The sequence below is a fragment of the Paenibacillus athensensis genome, assembly GCF_004514475.2.
GTDB classification, from domain to species: domain Bacteria; phylum Bacillota; class Bacilli; order Paenibacillales; family NBRC-103111; genus Paenibacillus_AL; species Paenibacillus_AL athensensis.
On the sequence record NZ_MYFO02000002.1, the window covers coordinates 35,524 to 61,839 of the forward strand.

The following is a 26,316-nucleotide window of genomic DNA, read 5'->3' on the forward strand; positions in this document are numbered from 1 at the left end:
ATGCAGCTTCAACAATATTCAACGCTCCTTCCGCGTAGATGAACCGATCAATGGCGACCAAGCTGGATGAAAGAGGCGGGCTCCATGTTCGCGTGCGCCTTGCTCGATGTCCTGTATTGACTTAAACATTATAACGTTATATTGTTTTCCTCAGAGGTATCGTAGCGCATCGGAATCGGGAACGCAACCGTTTTTGCGAAGGATGCCTCGCAAAGCGAGTCGGGAGAAGGCGGGTGCAGAGCATGACAGCAAGATGGGTGTTGAAGGGCGTGAAGCTGGTTCACGGCGAGGTCGTTGATTTGGTCGTCGCGGAGGGGCGGATTGCCGCGATCGCGCCGACGGGCGAGCTGTCGCTGACTGTGGCGGGCGAAGCTGGCAAAGCTGGCAAGGCTGGCAAGGCGGGCGAGACGGGCGGCGGCGGTGCTCAACAGCGAATTATCGAAGGCACGGGGCTCTACGTATCCAGCGGTTGGATTGACCTTCACGTTCATGCGCTGTCGGAGCTGACGCCTTACGGCGATGAGATGGATGCCATCGGCATTCGTCAGGGCGTTACGACGATTGTCGATGCCGGCAGTTGTGGAGCCGACCGCATCGACGAGTTGGCCGCGCAAAGCGACAAGGCGGCGACGAATGTGCTGGCGCTGCTCAATATTTCGCGCCTTGGGCTGTCGCGCATCGACGAGCTGTCGCAGCTGGACTGGATCGCGCGCGACCCGGCGCTGGCCGCGATCCGGCGTCATCCGGCGTTCATTGTCGGCTTGAAGGCGCGCATCAGCCGCAGCGTCGTCGGCGACAAGGGCGTCGAGCCGCTGCGCTTGGCGCGCCGATTGGCCGACGAAGCCGGGCTGCCGCTGATGGTGCATATCGGCGCCGGCCCTCCCGAGCCGGAAGACATCGTGGCGCTGATGCGCCGGGGCGACGCCCTGACGCACGCGCTGCACGGCAAGGGGGGCGGCTTGTTTGACGAGCGCGGGCGGGCGCGTCCGGCGCTCGTTGAGGCGGCCCGTCGCGGCGTGCGGCTGGACGTCGGACACGGCAGCGCGAGCTTTTCGTTTGCGGCGGCCGAGGCGGCGCTGCGACAGGGCTTCCGGCCGGACACGATCAGCACGGACATCTATCGGGCCAATCGGCTGAACGGTCCCGTGTTCAGTCTGGCCCACGTGCTGACGAAGTTTTTGGCGCTGGGCTGCCCGCTGCAGGACGTGATCGAGGCGGTGACGGTCCGCGCTGCGGCTTGGCTGGGGCGACCGGAGCTTGGCCGGCTGCAGGTTGGTGACCGCGCGAATTTGACGCTGTTTGCGCTCAAGCGGGAGCCGATCGCGCTGCGGGATGCCGAAGGGCAGGAGCGGACGGCGCCGGAGCAAATCGAAGTGAGAGGAGCAGTGGCGGATGGAACACACTTTGCAGGAGAAATATGGGCTGAAGCGGGTTATTAATGCCAGCGGGAGAATGAGCATTCTCGGTGTCTCTGTGCCGTCGGATACGGTGATGGAGGCGATGAAGGCCGGCGGGCAGCGTTATGTCGAGATCGCCGATCTGGTCGACAAGTCGGGCGAGCGCGCGGCAGATTTACTTGGCGCCGAGGCGGCGGTCATCGTCAATTCGGCCTCCAGCGGCATCGCGCTCTGTACTGCGGCTTGCGTAACGCGCGGCAGCCGCAGGCAAAGCTTGAGGCTGCACCAGGAGCCGCTGCCGGCCAATGAAATCGTCATGCTCAAGGGACACAACGTTCAGTACGGCGCTCCGGTTGAGGCGATGATCTATTTGGGCGGCGGGAAAGTGATCGAGGCCGGCTATGCGAATGAAGGGCACGCTTGGCAGCTGGAGGAAGCGATCAGCGACCGCACGGCTGCGGTGCTTTACGTCAAATCGCATCATACGGTGCAGAAAAATATGCTGTCGGTCGAGGAAGCGTGGCTGGTTGCGCAGCGCCGGGGGGTGCCGCTGATCGTCGATGCAGCCGCCGAAGAGGACCTGCAGCGTTACGTGACCTGCTCGGACCTGGTTATTTTTAGCGGCTCCAAAGCGCTGGAGGGCCCGTCCTCGGGGCTTGTCGCCGGGAAGCGGACTTATGTAGAATGGGTGAAGATGCAGCTTCACGGTATAGGGCGCAGCATGAAGGTCGGCAAGGAAACGATGTTTGGGCTGTTGCAAGCGCTGGAAGAATATATGTCGCGCTGTCGGCAAGCTGACCCCAGCGGCCAAAGCAGCGGCGATGACGACGGGCTGCTGCAGACGCTGTTGCCGCTCAACGAGATGCCCGGCCTGCGGGTATCGCTTGTAGCGGATGAGGCGGGGCGGGCCATTCGCCGGGGGCGGATTCACGTCGACGCCGAGGCGGCTGGCTTGAACGCGTTGCAGCTCGCCGAGCGGCTGCGCACGGGTGAGATTGCGATCTATACGCGTGATTACGGCGTGCGGCAGGGTTATTTCGATATCGATCCGCGGCCGCTGCAGGGCGACGATATCGCGGTCCTTGCAGCGGCAATCCGCGACATCGCTGCGCAAGCGGCGGGCGAAGCAGCCGGACAGCGGCTGAAGCCGGGTGAGTCGGCCAAGCGCGAGGGGACAGGAGGGGAGAAGGCATGAGGATCGAGGGGCGCTTTTATAAGGGACAGGTTGCGTTGAATGTGCTGGCCGGCAGCGTGGACAATGCGCGCGAGGTGTTTGCGGCGGCGGAGGGCTATGTGCTGGTCGGGGTGTTGTCCAAGCGTTATCCCGACGCGCAAACGGCTGCAGCTGCCATGCGCGAATACGGAGCGGCGATTGACGATGCCGTATCGATCGGACTCGGCTCGGGCGACAGCCGTCAGGCTGCTGTCGTCGCTGAAATTGCCGCAAGCTATGCCGGCAGTCATATCAATCAGGTGTTTCCGTCCGTTGGCGCGACGCGGGCCCGTTTGGGAGCTCGGCCAGGCTGGATCAATGCGCTTGTGGCGCCAAGCGGCAGGCCCGGTTATGTGAATATCGCCACGGGACCGGCCAGCTCGGCGCTGCCGGAGGGCGCAATTGTTCCGGTCAAAGCGGCAATTGCGCTCGTGCGCGATATGGGCGGCAATGCGCTGAAGTTTTTTCCGATGAACGGATTGAGCTGTGAAGACGAGCTGCGCGCGGTCGCTCAAGCTTGCGGCGAGGAGCGGTTTGCGCTGGAGCCCACGGGCGGCATTGACCTCGGTAATTTTGAAGCGATTGTGCGCATGGCGCTGGAAGCCGGGGTGCCGCAAATCATTCCGCACGTGTATGCTTCCATCGTCGATCCCGCAAGCGGCCAGACGCGGCCGGACGATGTTCGAACGCTGCTGACTTCTATGCAAAGGCTGGTGGATTCTTATGGGTAATGCGCCGCTGACGAGCCGGACGATTGCGGCTTACGGGGAAGTGATGATGCGACTGTCGGTACCGGGCGGGGAGCTGCTGACGCAGGCGGATACGCTGCGGTATTCGTTCTCGGGTACAGGCGTCAATGTGCTGGCGATGCTCGCGCGCTTCGGCCATAACACCAAGCTGGTGACGTCCTTGCCGGCCAATCCGCAAGGCGATGCGGCCATTGGTTACGTGCGCAAGCTGGGCATCGGGACGACGTATGTGCGGCGGGCCGGTTCGCATGTCGGCATGTATTTTCTGGAAGCGGGCTTCGGTCCGCGGCCGAGCCGCGTGACGTATGCCGGTCGCCAGGACAGCAGCTTCAATACGGCCCCGGAGGGCGCTTACGACGCCGAGGCGCTGGCGGGCGAAAATGAGGTGCTGCATCTGTGTGGCATTTCGCTGGCGATGAACGATGGCGTTCGCCGCCAGATGAAGACACTGGCCAAAGCGTTTAAGAGTGCCGGGAGGAGCGTCGTCTTCGATTGCAATTACCGTCCTGTGCTTTGGGGCGAAGACGGATATTCGCGGGCGCGTCCGCATTATGCCGAGCTGCTGGCGCTAGCCGATGTGGTCTTGATGAACGAGCGCGATGCGACGCAACTGCTCGGAATGAGCAGCGCGCAGGTGCAGCCGCGCGAGCGACTGGTCGAACTGATACCGGCGGTGGCCGACGCTTACGGAATCCGCACGATTGCCGGCACGATGCGCGGGGTGAACGAGGACTATACGCATACGCTGCAGGGCTTTATCTGCAAATCGGGCAATTTTTCCTTTTCCCGGAAGCTGACGTTTCCGGTTTATGATAGAATTGGAGCAGGCGACGCTTTTGCCGCTGGAATTGTGCACGGTGAGCTGCAGGGCTTTTCGCCCGCCACGACCGTCGAATTCGCAGCCGCGTCGGCTATGCTCGCGCATACGTATGCGGGCGATATTTCTCTGGCGTCCGAGGCCGATATTTTACGCACCATGTCCAAGCCGGCCGGCGATGTGGAAAGGTAGCCATACCGTGAATTTAACGCGCCATCACAAACCGTTATACGTGCAGATCAAAAACATCCTCAAAGACCGTGTCCTGCACGGTCACTATCCGCTGCACGGCAAGCTTCCCTCCGAGCCCCGGCTGGAGGAGGAGTTTGGCGTCAGCAAAATTACGATTCGCAACGCGATCAAGGAGCTGGTTCAGGAGGGCTATCTGGAGACGAGCAGCGGACGCGGCACGACCGTCATCCGCAACACGTCGCCGGCCAAACGCTCTTCGTGGAAAAGGTTCACCGAGGTGCTTGTCGAAGAAGGGCATCGGATGGAAAAGGAGCTGCTTCGCGTGGAGACAGCCGCAACCGTTCCGGGGAGCGAGGCCCACAGGCTGCTGGGCGAACGTTGTCTGCGGATTGAACGGCTGTACCGATTGAACGGCGAGCCGTATATCCATTACGTTCATTATGTGCCCGAGCGCTTTGGGCCTGTGGCGGCCTCCGAGTTGCACGCTCAGTCGCTGTACGGCTGGCTGGAGGAGCGGGGGGCCGAGCTGGCGCGCTTTCGCGACGCCTTCAGCGCCGCCGCCGCAGCCCCGTCAACAGCGGCGTTGCTTGGCGTCGAGCTGCGCACGCCGCTGCTCAAGCGTACGCGCTGCGCCTGCGATGAGGCCGGAGAGACGATGGAGTATAGCGAAGGCTTTTATCAGGCGGGCTTACACCCGTATGTGGTGGATTATGAGGTGTAATGGAGGGTTCGTCCCGTGCGCAGCAGCATCAGCGCCTGCCGGACGGACCTGTAAGCGGGCGGAAGACGGCCGAAGCATCGCGAAATCGCAAAAAGGAGCCTCCGGCAACCCAGCCGAAAGCTCCTTTTTTCATGGCGTATCGCAAACTCTTACTTGCTTCGCTCCTCAGTCCAGGCGAGCAGCTTGCGGTCGGAAGGCAGCAGGAAGGTCAAGATGCCGGTCAGCGGCAGTAAGCCGCACAGCTCCATGACGTGCGCGGTGCCGTAAACATCGCACAGCTTGCCCAGCACCAGGCCGCCAAGGCCTCCCATGCCAAACGCCAGCCCGGTGATCAGCCCGGAGACGGTGCCGACCTTGCCGGGGAACAGCATTTGCGCGTATACCACGGTAACGGAAAAGCTGGACAGCATAATAAAGCCGGCAATCGGCAGCAGCACATAGGCCCAGCTCGCGCTGACGTAAGGCAAAATCAGGGCAAACGGTGCAGAGCCGAGCATGGAGAAAAAGATCAGGTTGCGCCGGCCGAATCTGTCGGCGAGCGGGCCGCCGAAAAACGTGCCGATGGCTCCGGCAATCATAAACAAAAAGATAAAGTCCTGGGCCTTGTCGATGGTGATGTGATACGTATCGCGCAGGAAAAAGGCGTAATAGCTGCCCATTGCGGCGCCATACCACGACCGGACGAACACGAGGAAAATCAGCACTGAAATGGCAAACAGCAATTGCTTGCGCCGTTCCGGGCTAACCGCGCGCACAGCGGCCTGGCGGGCACGTACGGGCGCGGTCCGCAGCACGTCCTTGTACCAGCTGGCGATGTACATTTGAATCGCGATGGCGATAGCGGCGACGCCGGTAAACCAGATCGCGCCGAATTGCCCGAGCGGAATGAACAAATATTTGGTCATCAGCGGCGCAAACGATTGACCGATGTTGCCGCCAACTTGAAAAATCGATTGGGCCAGCCCCTTGCGGCCGCCGGCCGCCATATGCGCGACGCGCGAGCCCTCGGGATGGAACGCCGCCGAGCCGAGGCCGACGAAGCAAACCGCCAGCACAACGACCCAATAAGCCGGCGCGATAGCCAGCAGCAGCATGCCGAGCAGCATCGAGGCCATGCCGATGGGCAGCATATAAGGGGACGGACGGCGGTCGGTATACATGCCGACTACGGGTTGCATGATGGATGCGGTAAAATTAATGGCGAATAAAATCCAGCCCAACTGGGTGTAGCTCAGATGCATGCTGTCTTGAAAAACCGGCAAGGAGCCGGGAATGACCGATTGCATCGAATCGTTCAGCAGATGCACGACGCTGATCGCCAGCAACGTGCGGTAAACGGTAGGGTTCGCTCCAGGCAGGCCGGAAGCGGCAGATCGTGAAGCCGCTTCGGATGATGTGTTCATGCTGATCTCCTCTCCAGCGCGGAAACGGCTATTGGGCTTCTTTCATCATTCCGAGCGCTTCGCCCATCTTCACCTGGCTGCCGACCATCAAGTCGCCGCGCGGCGTAAAGCTGTCTTCTTCCAGCAGCAGCACGACGGTGGAGCCGAATTCGAAATAAGCCAGCTCCTGACCGCGCTCAAGCGCGTCGGGCAACGGCTCCACATATTGAATGCTGCTGACGTTCAGCGCGCCGACCTTCACGACGGCGATTTCGCCGGCAGGATGCTGCAGGAACGTAATTAGCCGTTCGTTGCGGCTGAGCACACGACGCATGTGGCGCAAGCCGAATTCATTAACCGGGTAGACCTTGCCGGGTACGTGCTCTTTTTCCAAAATATGGCCTTGCGCCGGCGAATGGATGCGATGATAATCGGTCGGGCTCAAATAGAGGACGAAATAAAAGCCGTTCCGATAATTGACCGTGCGCGGCGAGCGATTGAGCAACTCCTCGATCGTGTAATCCTGACCCTTCACGCCGAGAATCAGGCCGTCCCGGATCGGGCCCATGCCGGTAATCTTTGCGTCGACGGGGCTAACCAGACGGCTGGCGTCGGGATCGATCGGCCGCAGGCCGGGTTTCAGTCTCCGGGTGAAAAAATCGTTGAGCGAGCCATATTCGGCGATATGCTTTTCAGCGTCTTCGACGCGAATTCCGTACGATTTGGCAAAGCGGGGAATGAACAGCCGGCTGATCTTCGATTTGGCAAAAGCGCCGGTTAACTGCGACAGCCACTTGCGTGACGACAGCTCGGTCAGCAAGCGAAAAAACTTTTTGGACATAGCTTCAAGCTCCTGTTCTTGGGTTCTCCGATAATCTTGCCACAGAATGCGTCAATTAGCAATTGCCGGATGGGACCAAGCGGAAGCGCATATGAAAAAACAGCCATTCAGGCTGCTTGAACCGATCTTTCTTACGTTGTCCGATATTCCCCGCAGGTCAGGCACGTCGCCAGATTGACGGAGATCGGGACGGAGGAGCCGGCGAATTTGGTGCATTGGACCGGCGTTCGCGAAGCCGGATCGGCAATGCTTGCGCAGTAGCGGCAGGCGGCGGCCTGCTCAACGGTCAACAGGGGCAATCCTGAATTCCAATCAACAGCTTCCACAGCTTCTTGTCCCATAAGACACCTCGTTTCCTTGATTATGCAGCCGCATGAAGAAAAGCCGCCCTAACCAGGCGGCTACTACGCGTCCGATTCAGGGGAACCCGGCTATCATAGCGCTTGTCCGACTGCGCCGTAGACCCGTGGCTTTGCGTACTCGACTTTCGTGCGAGGCTGCCATTTTCCAAAATGTGGGATTCATTTGTTTTTATAGTACCATATCGTTCTCGCGCTGTCATCAACGGATTTGCCGCTGCCGTTTTCAGGCGCGCGATTATGGGCAAACTGCGGGATATGTTACACTACGCATGTGAGAATGAGCTGACAAGGAAAGGAAGATGCCCGATGAAAAAAAGCCTGTGGACCGCCGGCGCGATTTGCGCGGTCCTGTTAGCCACTGCTTGTACGCGCGGCAGCGACGCTTCGCCCGCACCTTCGGCTGCCGGAACTCCGCAAGCTGTTGCGACGGCTTCACCTGCCGCATCGCCAACCCCCACCCCGACGCCGACGCCGGACCCGGTGCAGGCGCGCATCGATGCCATGAGCGTGGAAGAAAAGATCGGCCAGATGGTGCTGGCTGGCATCGACGGCACAGCGGTCGGCGCTCCGACGCGGGAGCTGTTGCAGACGTACCATGTCGGCGGGATTATTTTATATAAGAACAATATTGAAAATGCCGCACAGCTGGCCAAGCTGGTCAATGCATTGAAAGAGACCAACGCGGCCAATCCCGCTCCGTTGTGGATCGGCGTTGACGAGGAGGGGGGGCGCGTAACGCGTCTGCCTGCCGAGGTCGATAAGGCGCCCGCCGCGGCGAAGATCGGGGCCACGGGCAGCACCGCGTTGGCGAAAGGCATCGGCTCATGGCTTGGCGAAGCGCTTGCCGGCTTCGGGCTGAACGTCGATTTCGCTCCGGTGCTCGATGTCAACAGCAATCCGGCGAATCCGGTCATTGGCGACCGCTCGTTCGGCGCGAAGGCTGACCTGGTCGCCAAGCTGGGCGTGCCGGAGATGCAGGGGATAGCCGCACAACGCGTGCTGCCGGTCGTCAAGCATTTCCCAGGCCACGGCGACACGTCCGTCGATTCGCATGTCGGCTTGCCGGTCGTGCCGCACGATCTGACGCGGCTGCGCAGTCTGGAGCTGGCTCCGTTCAAGGCAGTGATCGGGCAGGGCGCCGACGCGGTGATGGTGGCGCACTTGCTGCTGCCCAAGCTGGACGCGGATCATCCGGCTTCGTTCTCCAAGCCGGTGATTACCGGCCTGCTGCGCGAGGAGCTTGGCTTTCGCGGCGTCGTCATGACCGACGATATGACGATGGGCGCGATTGCTGAAAATTACAATCTGCAGCAGGCCGTCGTCCAGTCGGTGCTCGCCGGGGCCGATGTGCTGCTCGTCGGCCACGGAAGCGACAACGTCGCGGCCGTTGTCAGCGCGCTGCGCGCGGCGGTGCAGGAGCAGCGCATTCCGCTGGCGACGATTGACGCCAGCGTCCGCCGGATTGTGCTGCTCAAAGACAAATACCGGGCTGCTGATAGCCCGGTCGAACCGCCGCAGCTGGCTCCGCTGAACGCGAAGCTGGAGGCGCTGCTGCAGCGCTATTTGCCCGCCAAGTAATGGCGGGTTTTTTTGCGCCCAAGAAAGCGGAGCCGAGCGTTGCGACGAGCAGCGGAGTTAGCTGGCCCTGTCGGGAATCGGGCGCAGGGATACGCTGCGAGGAGTGAGCTGGCCCTGTGGGGAATCTGGCGCAGGGATCCGCTACGTGGAGTGAGCTGGCCCTGTCGGGAATCAGGCGCAGCGATCCGCTGTGCGGAGTGAGCTGGCACCGCAGGGAATCGGGCGCAGCGATCCGTGCAGCGCGCCCCCGCGTTTGTCCGGCCGAACCGCCTGCCCGCATTTCGCCAAGGCTATCTGTCGCCGGGGCGGACCCAAGGCGAATACAGGTTGCGCGACGTGCGCCGCAGCTGGGTTGTTACGGTAATATCGATCTGCGCTTGCGGCAGAATCACCGTTTCCCACTGATCGCGGATTTGTTCCCACAATCTCGGCCGCCAGTCCTCCAGTCTGTTGCCGAAAGCAAAGACATCGGCATGATGATTGCCGACGGCTTGATCGAAGGCAGCGGCGATTTCTTTTTTCACCTTTCGGGCCAGCGCCTCCTCCAAATACCGGATGTAATCGTCGTCGATGACCATGCTGCTGCTCGCTTTGTCGCCGATGTTGAACGTCAACGAGACATTAACGCTGATTTGCGCGCGTCCGTCCGCATAGCGCACTTTGATCCGGCTGGAGCTGCTGCTTTCATTGACATTCAGCGAAATGCTGCACGCTTCATTGCGGCAGGGGACGACTACGATGGTGCTGCGCAGCTCGTTTCTTGCCCAGAGCAGGCCTAACGTCTGTTCATCGTCTAGATAGCCGACCATGCGGTCGTCGCGAAATACAGCCGCCCCCTCCAGATAATAAACGACGGATTGGTTGGTATCCTTCCCCTCGTAGGGGGGAACGCCGATCTGCTTACGATCGAAATCGCTTTGCTGGTAAAGCTTGACCATTGGCGCGTAAGGCTGCCCGCCCTTGGGGTCCGCCAGCGCTCGGGCGAAATCGGTATATTCGATTTGCGGGGAGTCGCCGAATTGCTTCATGTTGCCTAGCAGCGCCTTCAGATAGGTGGCGGCGTTCTCGGTAATATCCGGCGAAGCCTCCAGTATGTCGAGCGCGCGTCCCTTGACGACGGCAATATTGGCTGTACCGCGCAGTTCCGGATTGGAGGAAAAGAAATCCAGATAGCCGGTTACGCCTTTGCGGGCCGCCTGCTCGCCAATCAACAGCACCTGCAGATGCGACCAGAACAGCCTGCGGCCGGTCAACTGAATATAATGGTCGCAGGCTTCGAACGTTGTGTTGCCAGCGACGCTCAGTGTTTTTTTCTGCTCGCTTTTGGCCCCTTGCAGCGGCTTGAGCGCAGGCAGCACCGGGGTTAACACGGTCAGCACGATTTGCCCCCGTTCGTTGTAATCGATGCCTGCCGCCAGCACGTATTCGACCGTATCCGATTCGCGTTGATTCCAGCAGCCCGTTAAAAGTCCTGCCGCCAGCAGCAGAGCGCCGGCTGCATTAAGGCGTTTGCCCATGCGATCCACCCCGCGCGCGCAGCTTGGCCAGCGCCAGCAGTCCTCCAACCAGCACATAGGCGTAGATGGCGTAATAGAGTCCCTTGAATTTTTCATATTCAATGATAGAGATATACAAATTGGGCGGCGAGATAGCGATGAAAAAAATAATGATCGACAGCGGGACCAGCAGCGGCCGGAAGCTTGGCAGCCGAAACCAGTGCTGGAAGCCGACTGAGACGGTATACAGCGTCAAGGAGCCCTTCGTCAAGCTGATAAACATCCACAGTGACAGAAAAATGCTTTCCAGATGCTCGATAAAATGCAGCAGCTCGATATCCTTGATGACCTCCAGCATGGGGAACGCCAGCCGGGCCGTGTAGGCGCTGCCATAGGTGCCGACGGCAACTACAAAATCAAGCACAAAGACAATGGCGAGCAGTCCTGTGCCGCCGAGCAGCACCTTGAATACGCGCTGTTTCTCGCGGATGTTCGGCCAAAGAAACAGCAGCATCAGCATTTCCGCAAAGGCGCTGAGAGCGCTCAGGCTGGCCTTCAGCGTTTCCGGCACGGTGGCGTTCCAAAACGGCTCGATGCGGTGCAGCCCCACCTTGGAGAAGGACAATCCGAAGAGCAGCAAGGTAATGACGACGATGCCGGGCATGACCACCTCGCCCCAGCGGGCGATTGCGGACAAGCCGCCCGAGGTTAAATAGAAGCGCAGCGCCAGCAGCATGATGATCGGCAGCTCCAGCGGCGTTTCCGGGAGAACAATCGCAACGAACAGCTCGGTAAACACCCGTACCGTGGCGGCGGAAAAAACAATGAGCGGCGTCAGCACGAACAGGAGCGTAAACAGGCGCCCCGCTACGTTTCCCAGCAAACCCAGGCAAAAGGTGATGAAATCTTGGCTTCCCATCGCCTGACCGAGCCGTTCGAGCATCCCTAACAGCGGAATGAACAGCACGGCGGCGAGGATAATCGCGATCCAGCCGTTATGGCTGGCGGTTTGCGTCAAGCTGCGCGGCAAGGTAATAAAAATAGTGCCGTAGACCGACAGGCAAAGCAGAATCAGCAGCTGCTTGCTGCTAAGGTGCGCTCCTTCCATGCTTGCGGCTCCTTCCTCCCGGCATCTGGCGCTTCAGGCGTCCGAGAAACGACAGTCTGTAGCTTAGCAGGGGGTTGATTTTTTTGAATAAAAAGGAATCGTCCAGATCAGCCAGCGTTTGCGGTGTAATTGACGATAGATAGCTGACGCCGAACGAGCGCAGATGGACCATATGAATCAAAATGCTCGCTGCGCCGAACACGATGCCAAAGATTCCGAATACGGCAGCCAGCAACATTAAAGGAAAACGCAGCAAACGAATCGATATGGACGCGCTGTAATTCGGGATCACAAAGGTGCCGATTGCTGTAAAAGAAACGATGATGGTCAGCACCGGGCCGACAATATTGGCTTGCACGGCTGCTTGGCCGATGACCAGCGCGCCCACGACGCCGATCGTTTGTCCCATGCCTCCGGGCAGACGCAAGCTGGCTTCGCGCAGCAGCTCCAGACTGATCTCCATGATCAGCGCTTCGAAAAAAGCGGGGAATGGCAAGCCACTGCGATTGGCGGCAATCGCAATCATCAGCTGCGTCGGCAGCATTTCCTGATGGAATGTCGACAGGGCAATGTAAATGGACGGGAGCAGCAGCGCCATCAGCACAGCGAGAAACCGAACCCATCGCAGCATCGTCGCCGACGTGTATTTGCCGTAATAATCTTCGCTGGACATCAAAAATTCCGGGAACGTCACGGGCATGAGCAGCACAAATGGGGAACCGTCGACGAAGACGAGCACCTTGCCTTCGAGCAGCGCGGCTGCGGCTTTGTCTGCACGCTCGGTAGAGCTGATCTGGGGGAAGGGTGAATAGGGATTGTCCTCCAAAAATTCCTCCAGTTGTCCGCTGTCCAGCACGCCTTCCGTATCGACCGCTTCGATGCGCCGTTTGACCTCGGTGACAATACCCGGATGCGCCACATCCTGCAGGTAGGCGACAATGCCTTCGGTCCGCGTACGCGCGCCAACCAGAATCGGATCGAGCGTCAGCCGTGCATCCTTCAGCTTGCGGCGCAGCAGGGCGGTATTGACGCGCAGCACTTCATTGAAGGCGTCCTGCGGTCCGCGCACGAGCGGCTCGGTTTTGGGCGAGCTGACGTTGCGGTGCTCCCAGCCTTCAGAAGTGACGGCCAGCCCTGTGGGCTCGCCTTCGATCAGCAAGATGGTGCGCGAGTCAAGCAATCCGCCGACGATGGCCTCCAGTCCGCTCACCTGCTGAATACCGCTCGCCGTCAGGATGCGGCGCTCCAGCAGATCAAGCAGCGGACCTTCGGCGAGCTGCTGCGGCTGAGCCTTCAGAAGCGGCACGATGACGCATTGATGCACGATGTCCTTGTCGGCAAGGCCATCCAGATAAAGCACCGCGCCGCGGGTCGTCCCGCTGCTGCCGACGGCAAGCTCAAGGCTGCGCACGACCAAGTCGGACGCTTGGTGCACGGCGCAGCGAATCGCTGCGACATCGCGGTCGAGCTCGCCGCTGAGTGCGCTGCCGGAGCGGGGCTGGTCGGGCGCTGCATGGGCCGTGACGACGCCGCCATGCGAAGCGGGACCAGCGTTGGTAGCCGCCATCGCCGCTGGGCTGGCTGCGCCGGAAGCAGAAGGGTCGGGCGCTGGTTGAGTCGTGCCGGAGCTGTCGGTCGTTGCGGCTTCTGCCAGCTGCGACTGCCCCGCGCTGCTGTGATAGCGCCGCTTTAACCAGAACGGGCGCATCACGGGCTGCCAAGCTGCCCAAGCAGCGCATGCAGGCATCGATGAACAAGACCGAACAAAGCGGTCAGACGATTGGCGGCATGAAGCGCGGCCAGCGTCAGGGCTATGGCTCCCAGACATAAGTAGGCGCGCACGACGCCGCGCTGCTCAAGCCGCACCGTTTTGCCGGGAAAGCCGGCGGCCAGCAAAGCGCAGGTGGTTAGCAGAGCGAGCATGAGAAGCCCTCCATTCTGATTTTTTGATACTTTGTCCATTTTTAGTCATTTTTATGAGCGTTGGAGATTTGAGATGAGGGTGTGCGACAGACAAATCCTTGGGACCGAGCGCAGAATATCACACGGGCCGCCGCGTGTCAGCATCGGACCACACAAGTGGGGGGCACCTTACATCGCCGAGCTGGCAGAAACAGAGAGAGGCGGGAGAAGAGAGGGAGATTGACAGCAGAGGCTGTGAGAGTAGAAGAGGTTGTGCTAGGCAGAAAGCGAAGCATTCAGTCCAAAAAGCCCCGCACGGAGCGGCGTCAGACGGTCACAACCGGAAGGTTCTGCCTGACGCCCGCTCACAGGCGGGGCCGTTTCGTTTTGTGCTATAGACACATACGCAAAATTTCCCGCACATCGCTCGCTTCCAGCTTGCGGAACGAGCCGATCGGGCCATATCGCACCGCTTCTTCGGCCATGCGGTCAAGCTGCTCCTCGCCGATGCCCGCCTCACTCAGCGTGCTAGGCGCGCCGATGCGGCGGAAATAGTCGCGGGTAGCGTCGATCCCGGCCAGCGCCAGCTCCTCTTCGCTGCGGCCGGTCGGATCGATGCCCCAGACGCGCACCGCATATTGGGCAAAACGGTCGGGACGCGACGTATAGACATAACGCATCCAGTTCGGAAACACAATCGACAGCCCGGCGCCGTGGGCGATATCATAAATCGCGCTGATTTCATGTTCAATCGCATGTGAGGCCCAGTCGGACTGCATGCCGGGATTCATCGTGCCGTTCAGCGCCATCGTCCCGCACAGCAGCAAATTGGCGCGCGCTTCATAATTCTCGCCATCGGCCAGCGCCAGCTCACCGTTCTCTACAACGGTTTGCAGAATCGATTCGGCATAGCGCTCCTGCAGCGGCGTATCCGGTGTTTGACTGAAATACTGCTCGAATACGTGCGACATGATGTCGACGATCCCGTTAACCGTCTGATTGCGCGGCACGCTGAACGTCAGCTTGGGATCGAGAATCGAGAAGCGCGGGTAGGCATGGATCGACGAAAAAGCCCGCTTCAGCTTCGCTTCCCAATGTGAAACGACCGAGCTGCCGTTCATCTCCGAGCCGGTTGCCGCCAAAGTCAAAATCGTGCCAAGCGGCAGCGCTTCGCTTATTTGAGCCTTGCCGACGAAAAAATCCCACACGTCGCCCTCATAAGGCACGCCGACAGCAATTGCCTTGGCTGCATCGATCACGCTGCCTCCGCCCACGGCAAGAATGAACTCGATGCCTTCGCGGCGGCAGAGCTCAATGCCCGCTTGTACCGATGTCAATCGCGGATTTGACTCGATACCGGCCAGCTCGTGGACGGTTGCGCCGTTTTTGTGCAGATGACCGAGCACTTCGTCGTATAAGCCGCTTTTTTGAATGCTGCCGCCTCCGTAGACGAGTAAAATCTTTTTGCCGTATGGCTTGAGCAGCATGCCGAGCTGGCGCACCGTGCCCGAACCGAAGACAAGCTTGGTGGGATTATATAGTTGGAACGTATTCATACGATTAGCAACCTCCGTAATTATTGGGATGGTGTTCCCCGTCATTGTAGCACAAGGGAGGCCGGGAGAAAAATAAAGCGGGATTCCCGCTTGCAGGCTTGTCCGGCCGAGCAGGCCAAGCCGCGAGCTGGTGAGGCTTCAGCCCGTCTGGCTTGCTTGCTGGGGGAGCGGCCATCGCGGCTTGGATGCCCGTTGTTCAGTTGGACTGTTCGTCGGATGCGGCAAAAGGAATGGATGCCAGCTGCGACAGCGGCGGCGAATCGCTATTCCATTCGTTGGCGATGTGTTCGGCGATTGCTTGTTCGTTCATCAAGGCCTCACGCCGTGTGGCGTCTGCTGTCTCCGATTGCGCCTCTACGGCAGGTAATAGCTCTCCGATGGCTGGAGGAGCCGCGGACGGGCTCCCGGTTGGGGCGTCAACCTTGGGCGCAGCCTCGAATCCAGCGTCAGCCATCTGCGTGTGCGCCGCTTGCCTAACGACCGATGCGGGCTGCGCGTTCGTTGGCTCCGGCATCGCGGTTGCAGCGTCGGGCAGCGCCACCGGCGCATGTGCCTCTACAACCGCCGCATGGATGGTTGCAGTCGGCTCCGGCCGCGGCGGAGCAGCAAGCGGTGACGCAGCGCCGTCGTGCACGGCTGCGGCCGGGGGCATTTTTCCGGCCTGCCTGAGCAAAAAAGCGGCATACGCCATCGGCTTGGCATACGTGGCCTGCCATTCCTCCAGCATATCCGCTTCCTTGAAGCTGTAACGCTGGTCTTTGCCATTGCATTCAATAAAGAGCGGGAAGCCGTCGGTGCTCAAGCCGATGTCCAGACCGAGATCGGCCATGTGCGGAAGCCGGGCGCTCAGCTGCTCGGCGACGCGCAGCGCAAAATCGCGCATGCCGGCGATTACGGCTTCGCCGTTCAAGTGCGGGCAGGCCTCGGCGAGCAGCTCAGGCAGCCGCCGGACCTGGCCGCCCAGCGCAACGTTCGTCACATAGAGGTGGGGCGCAGCGACTTTGGCGACGATGCCGGACACGCCCCAGCAGCCGTCGCCGCCACGCTGCACAGACACGCGCATATCGAACGGCCGGCCTTCCGCCGTGGCCAGCGGCAAACGCTGCTGAACGACGTACGGCATGCTGGCGATACGGCGAAGCAGCACCAGCGGCAGGCCGGTGCGAAAACGCACGGTCCGCCAGCGGCGATTGCTGACGCGCAGCGTATCCGGGTACGTCAGGCTCCAGCCGCCGCCCGCCCGCTCCAGCTTCATAATGCCGCGGCCAATGCTGCTTTGGCTCGGCTTGATAATCAGGGAAGAGAAGCTGCGCATCAGCGAGCGGATCGAAGTCGGGCTGGCCGGCAGGGTTACGGGCAAATGGGGGCGCAAAGCGGGCTGCTCCATCAGCAGACGGTGGATGAGCAGCTTGCTGTAACGGTTGCGGCCGTTAAACACGGCAATGCCGCATTCGCTCCAACGGGACAGCTCGCGGTTGGAACGCCGGTCGCCGTATATGGCTCGATTGTGGATAACGGCAGGGATCGGCAGCCATCGGCGCACGAACCCGCCGGACTCGGGAACATAGGCGTGAACTTGCATGGTGGTCCATTGAACATCCTGCATGCGAAAAAATATCGGGATCAAGCCGTCAGCCTGGCCGGCCTGCACGTAGAATTGCACGGCCTCGTAGCCGGTCTGGCCGGTGGGCAATTGGCTGAACAACACGTCGTTGACCAGAATGCCTGCATAGGAAGCATCCATAAGAGGGTTCGCTCCTTTCGAGGGCGTCGGACGGGTAGCCGCATGTACAGTGTATGGGGATACTGGCGCAAGCGTTTGGACAGGAGCGGGGAACGCCGGGCGAATCCCCAAGCCTTGCGGCAAATTCCGCATATGCATATAGAGTGAAGACGTATGAGGTGTATTGGCGGGAGGGAACTTGATGAATCGAAAACCGTGCGTCGCGATCGTTACGCCGGGTGCTTTTCCCGTACCTTCCGGCAAAAGCAGCTCGGTCGAGCAGGTCGTCGAAAAGCTCGCCGAACGGCTTGCACCCCGCGTAGCCACCGTAGTCTTTGGCAGAGCTACGTCGTTTCAACGCGCTGCGGAAACACGCGCCGGCGTCAGCTATCGCCGCGTCCCTTACGGCAATCCTAGAGCCTATATCGCTCGGGTCAGCGCCAAGCTCGCGGCGCTGCGGCCAACTGTGATTCAGGTGGAGAATCGTCCGCGTTTTGCCGCTTATTTGCGCAAGCGACATCCGCGTGCCGAAATCACCTTGTCGATGCATTCGACGTATTACATTTCCCGTCCGCATATCGGCCGTAAGGAGCTGGCTGCTTGTTTGCGCTGTGTGGACCGCGTCATTGTGAACAGCCGTTTTTTGCAGGGCTGGCTGGCCCGCCGCGTTCCGGGCTGCGCGCACAAAATCGTCGCCCAGCATCTCGGAGTCGATGCAAACGGCTTTATCTCACGCTGGACGCCGGAAGGGCAGGCACTGCGCGAGGCCAAGCTGCGGGAACTCGGCATCGGCGAAGACAGGCGCATTGTGCTGTATGTCGGCCGGCTGATTCCGCGCAAAGGCGTCCATCTCCTGCTCGAAGCGATGCCGGCGATTGCCGAGCAGCATCCGCAGGCGCTTTTGATTGTGGTGGGCGGGGCGTTTTACGGCTCGAAGCGCGAGTCCGGCTATGTGCGGAAGCTGCACCGGACGGGCAACGCGCTGCGGCAGCATGTGCGTTTTGTACCGTATGTGCCGCATCAGGAGGTGGCTTCGTGGTATCGGCTGGCCGATGTCGCCGTTGTCCCCTCCGTCAAGGAGGAAGCGTTCGGACTGGTCAATATCGAGGCAATGGCTTCGGGCGTCCCGGTGGTGGCTGCGCGCTCCGGCGGGATTGAAGAAATCATCGCCCACGGTACGACCGGATACATGACGACCTCCGGCTGTCCGGTCACAGAGCTGGCGGCCTATATCGTACGCTTGCTGGCCGATGCCGAGCTGCAGCGGGCGATGGGCGAGCAGGCCGTGCGCCGCGTTCAATCGCTGTTTACTTGGGAGCGGCTGGCAGCTGAACGGGCGGCCTTGTACGGCGTGCCTGATATGCCACCGCTGTAGCGCTAAGGTGCGATGCGGTTGACCTGAGGGGCGCGTTGATCGCCGGAAGCCGTGCCTATTTTTCCGCACCGTACGCGAATGGCCGGCCATGCGGCGGCTGCCAGAGCTGGCGGTTGTGACCGAGCTGCCGGAAAATGAGTCGGTTACGTGCCGTTTCGCGGCCCCAGTATTCGGAAGGATCTCGGAGGAAGTGCAACAGGCCCGTTGCTGCGAGCCGAAGCCTCCGACGGCGGGAAACGGTGGAGGAGGGCGGCGGGTCCGCGGGGCTTTTTCCACCAACAAGGTTGCCGAAAGGCGGCCTGAGCTGCGGGACAAGCTTTTTTTGGGCGGTTGGCAGGTTGTACGTTTTTGCAAGGCGGATGTACCGAGCGGCGGGCGGATGAATATGGTAACATGTGACAGTTTTCGAACATTGAAGGAGAGAAGTCTATGAGCAGACGTAAACATAAGGACGATGCAGGCAAACCGTTTGTCCGGCGCGTAAGCTCCAAAACGAACGAGCTGCGCTGGCTTGACGAGCCGGAGCGCAAGCTTGCCGCCCCCGCGGCCGCTGCTTCGCAGGAAGACGAACATGCGGTCATTTCCAAAATTGCGTTGAAGCCGTCCGTTCGCAAAAAGCAGGAGGCGGCTCCCGAGCCGACATCCCCGGTAAACGAGCCGGAGTTGTCCGATGACGAATTGATCGAAACGCCGGACGCTGCGCTGTCGCTGCTGGCTGAGCGCCAGACCGGAGGCTACGGCCAGCCGGTTATTTACACGGACGATATCGTCGAAGAAGCGGTGACCTCGGATAAAATCGCCCGCCGCTCGATCGACGAGTCGAAGCTGAAGCCGCAAAGCATCGGGGCCAAAAGCATTCGCGATTTGGCCATCGACCACACCAAGCTGGCGCCAGGCAGCGTCACCCGCGACAAAATCGCCCCCGGCGCCGTCGATATCGAGCACTTGGCCCCGCAGGCTGTTTCGGGCGACAAGCTGCAGGATCATTCGATTGCCGGCAGCAAGCTGCAGGACAAAAGCATCACGTCAGACAAACTGGCCGATCAGACGATTGATGCGCTGAAGCTGGCTCCGGGCTCGATTCTGCCGCACCATATGTCGGAGATGGCGGTTACGACCGAGCTGCTGGAGGATCAGGCCGTTACGGGAGATAAAATCCAAAGCGGCGCCGTGCACGCCCGCCACCTGGCCAACTACAGCGTCGATACGGCCAAAATCGCCGATGCTGCCATCACGGGCGACAAGCTGCGCGATTTGGCGGTCAGCGAAGAGAAGCTCGCGCCTGAAAGCGTAGCGTCGTTCCATTTGCAGCCAGGCAGCGTGCAACGCCAGCATTTGGGCGACGGTGTGGTGCAAAGCGATAATATTGCCGCCGATCAGGTGCGCAGCGTGCATATTGCCGACGGCGCCGTGCAGTTTTTTCACCTGCAGGACGAGGCGGTGACTGCGAGTAAGCTGCAAAAGGGCGCCGTTGGTCCGGCGCAGCTCGGCGAGCAGGCCGTCGAGGGACGGCATCTGCAGGAAGGCGCGGTCGGCGCGGAGCATCTGGGCGATGAAGCGGTCACGACCGGCAAGCTGGCGCCGGGCAGCGTGGCGACCGATCGGCTGGCCGATGGAGCGGTGACCGCAGAGAAGCTGGCCCCGGAAGCCGTTGGCTCCGCCCAACTGGCGCCGGAAGCGGTGGGCCCGCAGCAGCTGGCTGCCGGCGCCGTACACGCGGGGCATTTGCAGCCGGGGGCGGTCGTGTCCGGCGTCATTGCGCCCGGCGCGGTCGATGCCGAGCATATCCGGCCGCAGTCGATTGACGCCGGTCTGCTGCAGGACGGCGCTGTGACGGCGGCGAAGCTGCAGGGCGGCGCGATTGATGGCCGGCACCTGCGCGAGCTGGCGGTGGACACGGCTCACTTGGCCGACTATGCCGTTACCGGGCCGAAGCTGGCTCCGGAGTCGGTCTCGATGGAGAAGCTGGCCGATTTGTCCGTCGGCAGCGCCAAGCTGGGCGACGAGAGCGTCCATTCGGAGAAGCTGGCACGCGGCGCTGTCGGCTCCGGCCATGTCCAGAATGCGGCGATAACGCGCCGGCACTTGGCCGACCGCAGTGTGGACGGCAGCAAGCTGGAGGCCGGCGCAGTCGGCGGCGAGCATCTGGCGGCGGAATCCGTCGATGCCTCGAAGCTGGCGGAGGAATCCGTAACAGCGGAGAAGCTGGCTCCGCTGGCTGTTGAGGGCCGGCATATTCAGCCTGGCAGCGTGGACGGCGGCCATTTGCAGCTGGAGACCATCGGGCCGGAGCATCTGGTGCATGGCGCGTTCACGATTCACCAGCTGGCCGACCGCAGCATTGCCAGCAGCAAGCTGCAAAGCGGGGCTGTGGACGAAGAGATCCTGGCCCCGGGTTCTGTGACGGAAGCGAAGCTGGCGTATGGCGCGGTTGGCAGCGAGCATGTGCAGCGGGGAGCGATTTTGACCCCGATGCTGCGCGATGAGGCTGTCACCGAAGCCAAGCTGGCCGATGCTGCCGTGACGGGAGGGAAGCTGGCTTCCGGCAGCATCGATGTGACGAAGCTGTCGGCGGGCGCTGTCGGCAGCGTGCAGCTGATCGACGCCTCCGTCACTGCATCGAAGCTGGCAGCGGAGAGCGTCAACGGCGGCAAGCTGGTCGCGGGAGCCGTGAGCGCGCGTCATCTGGCGGACGGAGCGGTGACGCTGTCGAAGCTGGCGGCGGAAAGCGTGGACGGCAGCAAGCTGGCTGCGGAAGCGGTGAGCGAGGCGCATGTGGCGGACGGAGCGGTGACGCTGTCGAAGCTGGCAGCGGAAAGCGTGGACGGCAGCAAGCTGGTCGCGGAAGCGGTGAGCGAGCGGCACGTTGCGGACGGAGCGGTGACGCTGTCGAAGCTGGCAGCGGAGAGCGTGGACGGCAGCAAGCTGGTCGCGGAAGCGGTAAGCGCGCGTCATCTGGCGGACGGAGCGGTGACGCTGTCGAAGCTGGCGGCGGAGAGCGTGGACGGCAGCAAGCTGGTCGCGGAAGCGGTGAGCGAGCGGCACGTGGCGGACGGAGCGGTGACGCTGTCGAAGCTGGCAGCGGAGAGCGTGGACGGCAGCAAGCTGGTGGCGGAAGCGGTGAGCGAGCAGCACGTGGCGGACGGAGCGGTGACGCTGTCGAAGCTGGCGGCGGAAAGCGTGGATGGCAGCAAGCTGGTGGCGGAAGCGGTAAGCGAGCGTCATGTGGCGGACGGAGCGGTGACGCTGACGAAGCTGGCAGCGGAAAGTGTGGACGGCAGCAAGCTGATCGCGGGAGCGGTGAGCGAGGCGCATGTGGCGGACGGAGCGGTGACGCTGACGAAGCTGGCAGCGTGCAGCGTGGACGGCAGCAAGCTGGTCGCGGAAGCGGTAAGCGAGCGGCACGTGGCGGACGGAGCGGTGACGCTGACGAAGCTGGCGGCGGAAAGCGTGGACGGCAGCAAGCTGATCGCGGGAGCGGTGAGCGAGGCGCATGTGGCGGACGGAGCGGTGACGCTGACGAAGCTGGCGGCGGAAAGCGTGGACGGCAGCAAGCTGATCGCGGAAGCGGTGAGCGCGCGTCATCTGGCGGACGGAGCGGTGACGCTGTCAAAGCTGGCCGCAGGCAGCGTCGATGGGACGAAGCTTACCGGCAAAAGCGTGGACGGCACGAAGCTGACGTCGGAATCGGTAAGTGAGCGCCATTTGACGGACGGCTCGGTGACGTTGTCAAAGCTGGCCGCAGGCAGCGTCGACGGGACGAAGCTGAAGGACGGAAGCGTAGACGGCACGAAGCTGGCTTCGGAATCGGTGAATGAGCGCCATTTGACGAACGGCTCGGTGACGCTGTCGAAGCTGGCGGAAGGCAGCGTCGATGGAACCAAGCTGACGGGCGGAAGCGTGGACGGTACGAAGCTGGCTTCGGAATCGGTGAATGAGCGCCATTTGACGAACGGCTCGGTGACGTTGTCGAAGCTGGCGGAAGGCAGCGTCGATGGAACGAAGCTGACGGGCGGAAGCGTGGACGGTACGAAGCTGACCGCGGGAGCAGTGAGCGAACGTCATCTGATGGACGGCTCGGTGACGTTGTCGAAGCTGGCAGAAGGCAGCGTTGATGGAACGAAGCTGACGGACGGAAGCGTGGACGGCAGCAAGCTGATCGCGGGAGCGGTGGGTGAGCGTCATTTGACGGGCGGCTCGGTGACGTTGTCGAAGCTGGCGGAGGGCAGCGTTGATGGAACGAAGCTGACGGACGGAAGCGTGGACGGCAGTAAGCTGACCGAGGAAGCGGTGAGTGAGCGCCATTTGACGGATGGCTCGGTGACGTTGTCGAAGCTGGCTCAGGGTAGTGTGGATGGCAGCAAGCTGGCGAACGGAAGCGTGGACGGCAGCAAGCTGATCCCGGGAGCGGTGAGTGAGCGCCATTTGACGGATGGCTCGGTGACGTTGACTAAGCTGGCTCAGGGTAGCGTGGATGGCAGCAAGCTGGCGAACGGAAGCGTGGACGGCAGCAAGCTGATCGCGGGAGCGGTGGGCGAGCATCATTTGACGGATGGCTCGGTAACGATGTCGAAGCTGGCGGAAGGTTGCGTCGATGGAACCAAGCTGGCGGACGGAAGTGTGGACGGCAGCAAGCTGATCGCGGGAGCGGTGGGCGAGCGTCACTTGACGGATGGCTCAGTGACGTTGTCGAAGCTGGCTGACGGCTCGGTGGACGGCAGGAAGCTGTCGGACGATAGTGTGGATGGGACGAAGCTGGCAGCGGGTGTGGTGAGTGAACGCCATCTTGCCGACGGCTCGGTGAGCGCAGCCAAGCTTGCGCCCGGCAGTCTGGACGGAACAAGGCTTTCTTTTGCCAGTGTCGACGGCACGAAGCTGACTGCGGGAGCGGTAAGCGAAGCTCATCTGATGGAGGGTGTAGTGACCAGCGCCAAGCTGGCAGCAGGCAGTGTCGAGGGATCGAAGCTGGCCCGCGGTGCGATCAGCGACGTGCATATTTTGGACGGCGTCATTAGTGCTTCCAAGCTGGCTCCCGGCTGCGTAGACGGGACGAAACTGATTGGCGGAGCGGTAAGCGAGCCGCATTTGGCGAACGGTGCTGTGACGGGAGCGAAGCTGTCTCCGGGCAGTGTAGATAGTACCAAGCTGACGGCCGGCGCTGTCAATGAAGTGCATTTGGCGGACGTATCGGTCACGTCGTCGAAGCTGGCTTTTGGCAGTGTGGATAGCACGAAGCTGACGGCTGGCGCGGTAAGCGAGGGACATTTGGCCGAACGCGCGGTGACGCTGGCGAAGCTGGCTGAAGGCAGCGTGGACGGAACGAAGCTGACGGCCGGAGCTGTCAATGAAGCGCATCTGGCCGAAGGGGCGGTCAGCCGCTCCAAACTGGCGATGGGCAGCGTGGATGGCGCGAAGCTGGCTGCCGGAGCGATCAGCGAGCTGCATATTGCCGACGGCTCCGTGACCCGTAGCAAGCTGGCCACAGGCAGCATCGATGCCGCCAAGCTGACCGCTAATGCGATTCATGAGGCTCATTTGACCGACGGCGCGGTCACGGCAGCGAAGCTGGCTTCTGCCAGTGTGGACGCCGGGAAGCTGGCGGCGGGCGCTGTGAATGAAGCGCATTTGGCCGAAGGCGCGGTGACGGGGAGCAAGCTGGCAGCTGGCAGCGTCGATGGCGGCAAGCTGGCAGCTGGAGCGGTCGGCGCCGAGCATATTCGCGACGGTGCGCTGAGCGGCGATAAACTGTCGCCTGGCAGTGTGGACAGCAGCAGGCTGGCGGCCGGGGCGGTAAGCGCCGAGCATGTGCGCGACGGATCGCTGAGCGGCAACAAGCTGGCCTTCGGCAGTGTCGACGGTACGCGGCTGGCCGCTGGGGCGGTCAGTGTCGTACACGTCCAGGACGGTGCGCTGAGTGGCGAAAAGCTGGCTTTTGGCAGTATCGACGGCACGAAGCTGGCGGCAGGCGCTGTCACAGCGGCGCATATTCGCGATGGCGCTTTGAGCGGCGAAAAGCTGGCCTTCGGCAGTGTCGACGGCAGCAAGCTGGCTGCCGGTTCGGTAGGGCCGGCCCACGTGCAGGACGGCGTTCTCAGCGGCGACAAACTCGCGCCGGGCAGCATTGACAGCAGCAGGCTGGCCGCAGGCGCCGTTGGCCCCGAGCATGTACGCGACGGTGCCTTGGGCAGCGAAAAGCTGGCCGCCGGCAGCATCGACGGGACGCGGCTGGCGACAGGAGCTATTGGCGAAGCGCATGTTCAGGACGGGGCGGTCACGCCTGCCAAGCTTGCTTTTGTCCCGGTTCAGGCCGCTGCCACCCAATCGAACACACTTCAGCAGTTCGGATTGGTGCCTTTTGAAATGAAAATTCAGGACGAAACGCTGGAGGTGGAAATCAGCTTCGACGCGCCTTTTGCCAATGAGCATTATGTGCTCACAGCGATGACCAACCATCCGGCCTGCTATGTATCGGTTAAAAAGAAGCTGACCGACTCCGCTGTCATCTCCGTGATCCGGGCGAAATTCTCGCACGATCAGTACGGCATCGTCAACTGGATTGCGATCGGAGCCAAAGGATAAATTAATGAAAAAATCGACCTTGTCTGTTGGGGCAGACGGGTCGATTTTTTTGTCCGTATTCGCTATGATGAGGGGAGGGGGGATGCGGTTGAGCTTTTTTATGGTGTGGGTCTTGCCGATTTTGCTGATCGGGGTTCGTGGCTGCACTGGTCTTGTCTCCGATCAAGCAATTGGATGGGATGTACCGTGTAGTTTTTTACGGAGTAGCGCCTGTTTTGATTTTAATATTCGGCGTGTTGCTCCGGTTGGAGGAGCTCCGTCAGTTCCTTTTTCATCCCAACCAAACGCTGCTTCACTTACTGAAGTCGCTGACGGAATCTCCATTTGTAATTGCCTTTATCTTGCTGGCAGCTTTAGCTGTTGAGAGATGGGTTGAAGCTAAAAGACGGAAGCCAAGTGAATGAAGACCTTTTCTGCGGATGTGCAGGCAAGGTCTTTTTTCTGTATCGGTTTCAATCCATGCTCCCGCGTAAGGAGCGACAGGAGTATTAAATGGGACTGTTAGATCGAGTCATGTTTCAATCCACGCTCCTGCGTAAGGAGCGACGGCACATACTCTACGTAACTACCATCAGGCGCAAAGTTTCAATCCACGCTCCCGCGTAAGGAGCGACATGGACATGTCTTAACGAGAGGAGGTGAGGGAGAGTTTCAATCCACGCTCCCGCGTAAGGAGCGACGCGATTTTCTCTTATAATTTCGACAAGCTTGAGCTGTTTCAATCCACGCTCCCGCGTAAGGAGCGACAAGAGTCTTGCAATGTCCCACGGGATGCTAAAGGGGTTTCAATCCACGCTCCCGCGTAAGGAGCGACTCATGCGTATCATAGAGCTGGCTAAATTTTTTGACGTTTCAATCCACGCTCCCGCGTAAGGAGCGACCAAGGTAATAAGTTGGCAAGGTGTACGAGCTCAAGTTTCAATCCACGCTCCCGCGTAAGGAGCGACATGGAGCAGGCGAAGCAGAAGATTTCGTTCCAGTGTTTCAATCCACGCTCCCGCGTAAGGAGCGACGACTATACAGACGAGCAGTATCAAGCATTTTACGTTTCAATCCACGCTCCCGCGTAAGGAGCGACGTGCAAACGATTCGCTTGATCAGATGGACGGCAAGAGTGTTTCAATCCACGCTCCCGCGTAAGGAGCGACTTTAATGCTTGTGACCAAAATTTCGGACCTGAACAGTTTCAATCCACGCTCCCGCGTAAGGAGCGACGAGGTGCTGCGCTAATGTACACCATGTTGGATTTTTTGTTTCAATCCACGCTCCCGCGTAAGGAGCGACCTCATGGATGTACTCATTGACTACTGCGTATTTGTTTCAAT

17 protein-coding genes, 1 CRISPR repeat array and 1 riboswitch (1 of these 19 only partly in view) are annotated in these 26,316 nt (G+C 61.0%); of the genes, 8 read left to right on the top strand and 9 right to left on the bottom strand.

What is annotated here, in order from left to right:
* Nucleotides 1–242 precede the first annotated feature (242 nt).
* The 5 genes from B5M42_RS04220 to B5M42_RS04240 are packed head-to-tail and all read left to right on the top strand — an operon-like array spanning nt 243 to nt 5,089.
* Complete coding sequence (locus B5M42_RS04220) at nt 243–1,439, top strand: amidohydrolase/deacetylase family metallohydrolase (protein WP_134754798.1); 1,197 nt, start codon at nt 243–245, stop codon at nt 1,437–1,439.
* Nucleotides 1,393–2,592: a DgaE family pyridoxal phosphate-dependent ammonia lyase gene (locus tag B5M42_RS04225; protein ID WP_134754796.1), complete on the top strand. Its 1,200-nt coding sequence runs from the start codon at nt 1,393–1,395 to the stop codon at nt 2,590–2,592. Before B5M42_RS04220 ends, B5M42_RS04225 begins: the two co-directional genes overlap by 47 nt.
* A complete protein-coding gene (gene dagF / locus B5M42_RS04230) occupies nt 2,589–3,341 on the top strand; it encodes a 2-dehydro-3-deoxy-phosphogluconate aldolase (protein ID WP_134754794.1) in 753 nt (250 codons plus the stop codon). Before B5M42_RS04225 ends, dagF begins: the two co-directional genes overlap by 4 nt.
* Nucleotides 3,334–4,368, top strand: coding sequence for a sugar kinase (locus B5M42_RS04235; RefSeq protein ID WP_134754792.1), 1,035 nt, complete (start codon nt 3,334–3,336; stop codon nt 4,366–4,368). Before dagF ends, B5M42_RS04235 begins: the two co-directional genes overlap by 8 nt.
* A 7-nt stretch (nt 4,369–4,375) precedes the next feature.
* Complete coding sequence (locus tag B5M42_RS04240) at nt 4,376–5,089, top strand: GntR family transcriptional regulator (RefSeq protein ID WP_134754790.1); 714 nt, start codon at nt 4,376–4,378, stop codon at nt 5,087–5,089.
* 149 nt (nt 5,090–5,238) lie between these two features.
* Here B5M42_RS04240 and B5M42_RS04245 read toward each other — a convergent pair whose 3' ends face one another.
* From B5M42_RS04245 to B5M42_RS04255, 3 genes are all read right to left on the bottom strand, one after another.
* On the bottom strand, nt 5,239–6,492 hold the full coding sequence (locus B5M42_RS04245; RefSeq protein ID WP_134754788.1) for an MFS transporter: 1,254 nt from the start codon (nt 6,490–6,492) through the stop codon (nt 5,239–5,241).
* 28 nt (nt 6,493–6,520) lie between these two features.
* A complete protein-coding gene (asd, locus tag B5M42_RS04250; protein WP_134754786.1) occupies nt 6,521–7,312 on the bottom strand; it encodes an archaetidylserine decarboxylase in 792 nt (263 codons plus the stop codon).
* Between the two features lie 131 nt (nt 7,313–7,443).
* Complete coding sequence (locus B5M42_RS04255; RefSeq protein ID WP_134754784.1) at nt 7,444–7,653, bottom strand: hypothetical protein; 210 nt, start codon at nt 7,651–7,653, stop codon at nt 7,444–7,446.
* 77 nt (nt 7,654–7,730) lie between these two features.
* Nucleotides 7,731–7,824, bottom strand: a riboswitch (cyclic di-GMP riboswitch).
* A 156-nt stretch (nt 7,825–7,980) separates the two neighbouring features.
* Here B5M42_RS04255 and nagZ point away from each other — a divergent pair.
* Nucleotides 7,981–9,252, top strand: coding sequence for a beta-N-acetylhexosaminidase (gene nagZ / locus B5M42_RS04260; protein ID WP_230632663.1), 1,272 nt, complete (start codon nt 7,981–7,983; stop codon nt 9,250–9,252).
* 290 nt (nt 9,253–9,542) lie between these two features.
* Here nagZ and B5M42_RS04265 read toward each other — a convergent pair whose 3' ends face one another.
* The 6 genes from B5M42_RS04265 to B5M42_RS04290 form a co-directional block, all read right to left on the bottom strand.
* Nucleotides 9,543–10,769: a Ger(x)C family spore germination protein gene (locus B5M42_RS04265; RefSeq protein ID WP_167690087.1), complete on the bottom strand. Its 1,227-nt coding sequence runs from the start codon at nt 10,767–10,769 to the stop codon at nt 9,543–9,545.
* A complete protein-coding gene (locus B5M42_RS04270) occupies nt 10,753–11,856 on the bottom strand; it encodes a GerAB/ArcD/ProY family transporter (protein ID WP_134754778.1) in 1,104 nt (367 codons plus the stop codon). Before B5M42_RS04270 ends, B5M42_RS04265 begins: the two co-directional genes overlap by 17 nt.
* On the bottom strand, nt 11,837–13,564 hold the full coding sequence (locus tag B5M42_RS04275; RefSeq protein ID WP_230632745.1) for a spore germination protein: 1,728 nt from the start codon (nt 13,562–13,564) through the stop codon (nt 11,837–11,839). The genes B5M42_RS04270 and B5M42_RS04275 overlap by 20 nt, the downstream gene beginning before the upstream one ends.
* Complete coding sequence (locus tag B5M42_RS04280; protein ID WP_167690083.1) at nt 13,564–13,779, bottom strand: hypothetical protein; 216 nt, start codon at nt 13,777–13,779, stop codon at nt 13,564–13,566. Before B5M42_RS04280 ends, B5M42_RS04275 begins: the two co-directional genes overlap by 1 nt.
* Nucleotides 13,780–14,150: 371 nt before the next feature.
* The gene (locus B5M42_RS04285; protein ID WP_134754774.1) at nt 14,151–15,314 is read right to left on the bottom strand and encodes an iron-containing alcohol dehydrogenase; all 1,164 of its coding nucleotides are present in this window, start codon (nt 15,312–15,314) and stop codon (nt 14,151–14,153) included.
* Between the two features lie 196 nt (nt 15,315–15,510).
* Nucleotides 15,511–17,058, bottom strand: a complete 1,548-nt coding sequence (locus tag B5M42_RS04290) for a YheC/YheD family protein (RefSeq protein ID WP_134754772.1) — start codon at nt 17,056–17,058, stop codon at nt 15,511–15,513.
* A gap of 181 nt (nt 17,059–17,239) precedes the next feature.
* Here B5M42_RS04290 and B5M42_RS04295 point away from each other — a divergent pair, with 181 nt between their 5' ends.
* Entirely contained in the window at nt 17,240–18,412 is a 1,173-nt protein-coding gene (locus B5M42_RS04295; RefSeq protein ID WP_134754770.1) for a glycosyltransferase family 4 protein, read from the top strand.
* A gap of 429 nt (nt 18,413–18,841) precedes the next feature.
* Nucleotides 18,842–24,991 carry a WIAG-tail domain gene (locus B5M42_RS04300; protein ID WP_230632665.1) on the top strand — a complete coding sequence of 2,050 codons (6,150 nt, stop codon included), beginning with the start codon at nt 18,842–18,844 and terminating at the stop codon, nt 24,989–24,991.
* 449 nt (nt 24,992–25,440) lie between these two features.
* Nucleotides 25,441–26,316: direct repeats of the CRISPR family, unit length 32 nt; unit sequence GTTTCAATCCACGCTCCCGCGTAAGGAGCGAC (it continues 291 nt past the right edge of the window).

Bases quoted from the DNA above. Each gene is read 5' to 3' on its own strand.
- B5M42_RS04220 (WP_134754798.1), top strand. From the start codon at position 243: ATGACAGCAAGATGGGTGTTGAAGGGCGTGAAGCTGGTTCACGGCGAG.
- B5M42_RS04225 (WP_134754796.1), top strand. From the start codon at position 1,393: ATGGAACACACTTTGCAGGAGAAATATGGGCTGAAGCGGGTTATTAAT.
- dagF (WP_134754794.1), top strand. From the start codon at position 2,589: ATGAGGATCGAGGGGCGCTTTTATAAGGGACAGGTTGCGTTGAATGTG.
- B5M42_RS04235 (WP_134754792.1), top strand. From the start codon at position 3,334: ATGGGTAATGCGCCGCTGACGAGCCGGACGATTGCGGCTTACGGGGAA.
- B5M42_RS04245 (WP_134754788.1), bottom strand. From the start codon at position 6,492: ATGAACACATCATCCGAAGCGGCTTCACGATCTGCCGCTTCCGGCCTG.
- asd (WP_134754786.1), bottom strand. From the start codon at position 7,312: ATGTCCAAAAAGTTTTTTCGCTTGCTGACCGAGCTGTCGTCACGCAAG.
- B5M42_RS04255 (WP_134754784.1), bottom strand. From the start codon at position 7,653: ATGGGACAAGAAGCTGTGGAAGCTGTTGATTGGAATTCAGGATTGCCC.
- nagZ (WP_230632663.1), top strand. From the start codon at position 7,981: ATGAAAAAAAGCCTGTGGACCGCCGGCGCGATTTGCGCGGTCCTGTTA.
- B5M42_RS04265 (WP_167690087.1), bottom strand. From the start codon at position 10,769: ATGGGCAAACGCCTTAATGCAGCCGGCGCTCTGCTGCTGGCGGCAGGA.
- B5M42_RS04270 (WP_134754778.1), bottom strand. From the start codon at position 11,856: ATGGAAGGAGCGCACCTTAGCAGCAAGCAGCTGCTGATTCTGCTTTGC.
- B5M42_RS04275 (WP_230632745.1), bottom strand. From the start codon at position 13,564: ATGCGCCCGTTCTGGTTAAAGCGGCGCTATCACAGCAGCGCGGGGCAG.
- B5M42_RS04280 (WP_167690083.1), bottom strand. From the start codon at position 13,779: ATGCTCGCTCTGCTAACCACCTGCGCTTTGCTGGCCGCCGGCTTTCCC.
- B5M42_RS04285 (WP_134754774.1), bottom strand. From the start codon at position 15,314: ATGAATACGTTCCAACTATATAATCCCACCAAGCTTGTCTTCGGTTCG.
- B5M42_RS04290 (WP_134754772.1), bottom strand. From the start codon at position 17,058: ATGGATGCTTCCTATGCAGGCATTCTGGTCAACGACGTGTTGTTCAGC.
- B5M42_RS04295 (WP_134754770.1), top strand. From the start codon at position 17,240: ATGAATCGAAAACCGTGCGTCGCGATCGTTACGCCGGGTGCTTTTCCC.
- B5M42_RS04300 (WP_230632665.1), top strand. From the start codon at position 18,842: ATGAGCAGACGTAAACATAAGGACGATGCAGGCAAACCGTTTGTCCGG.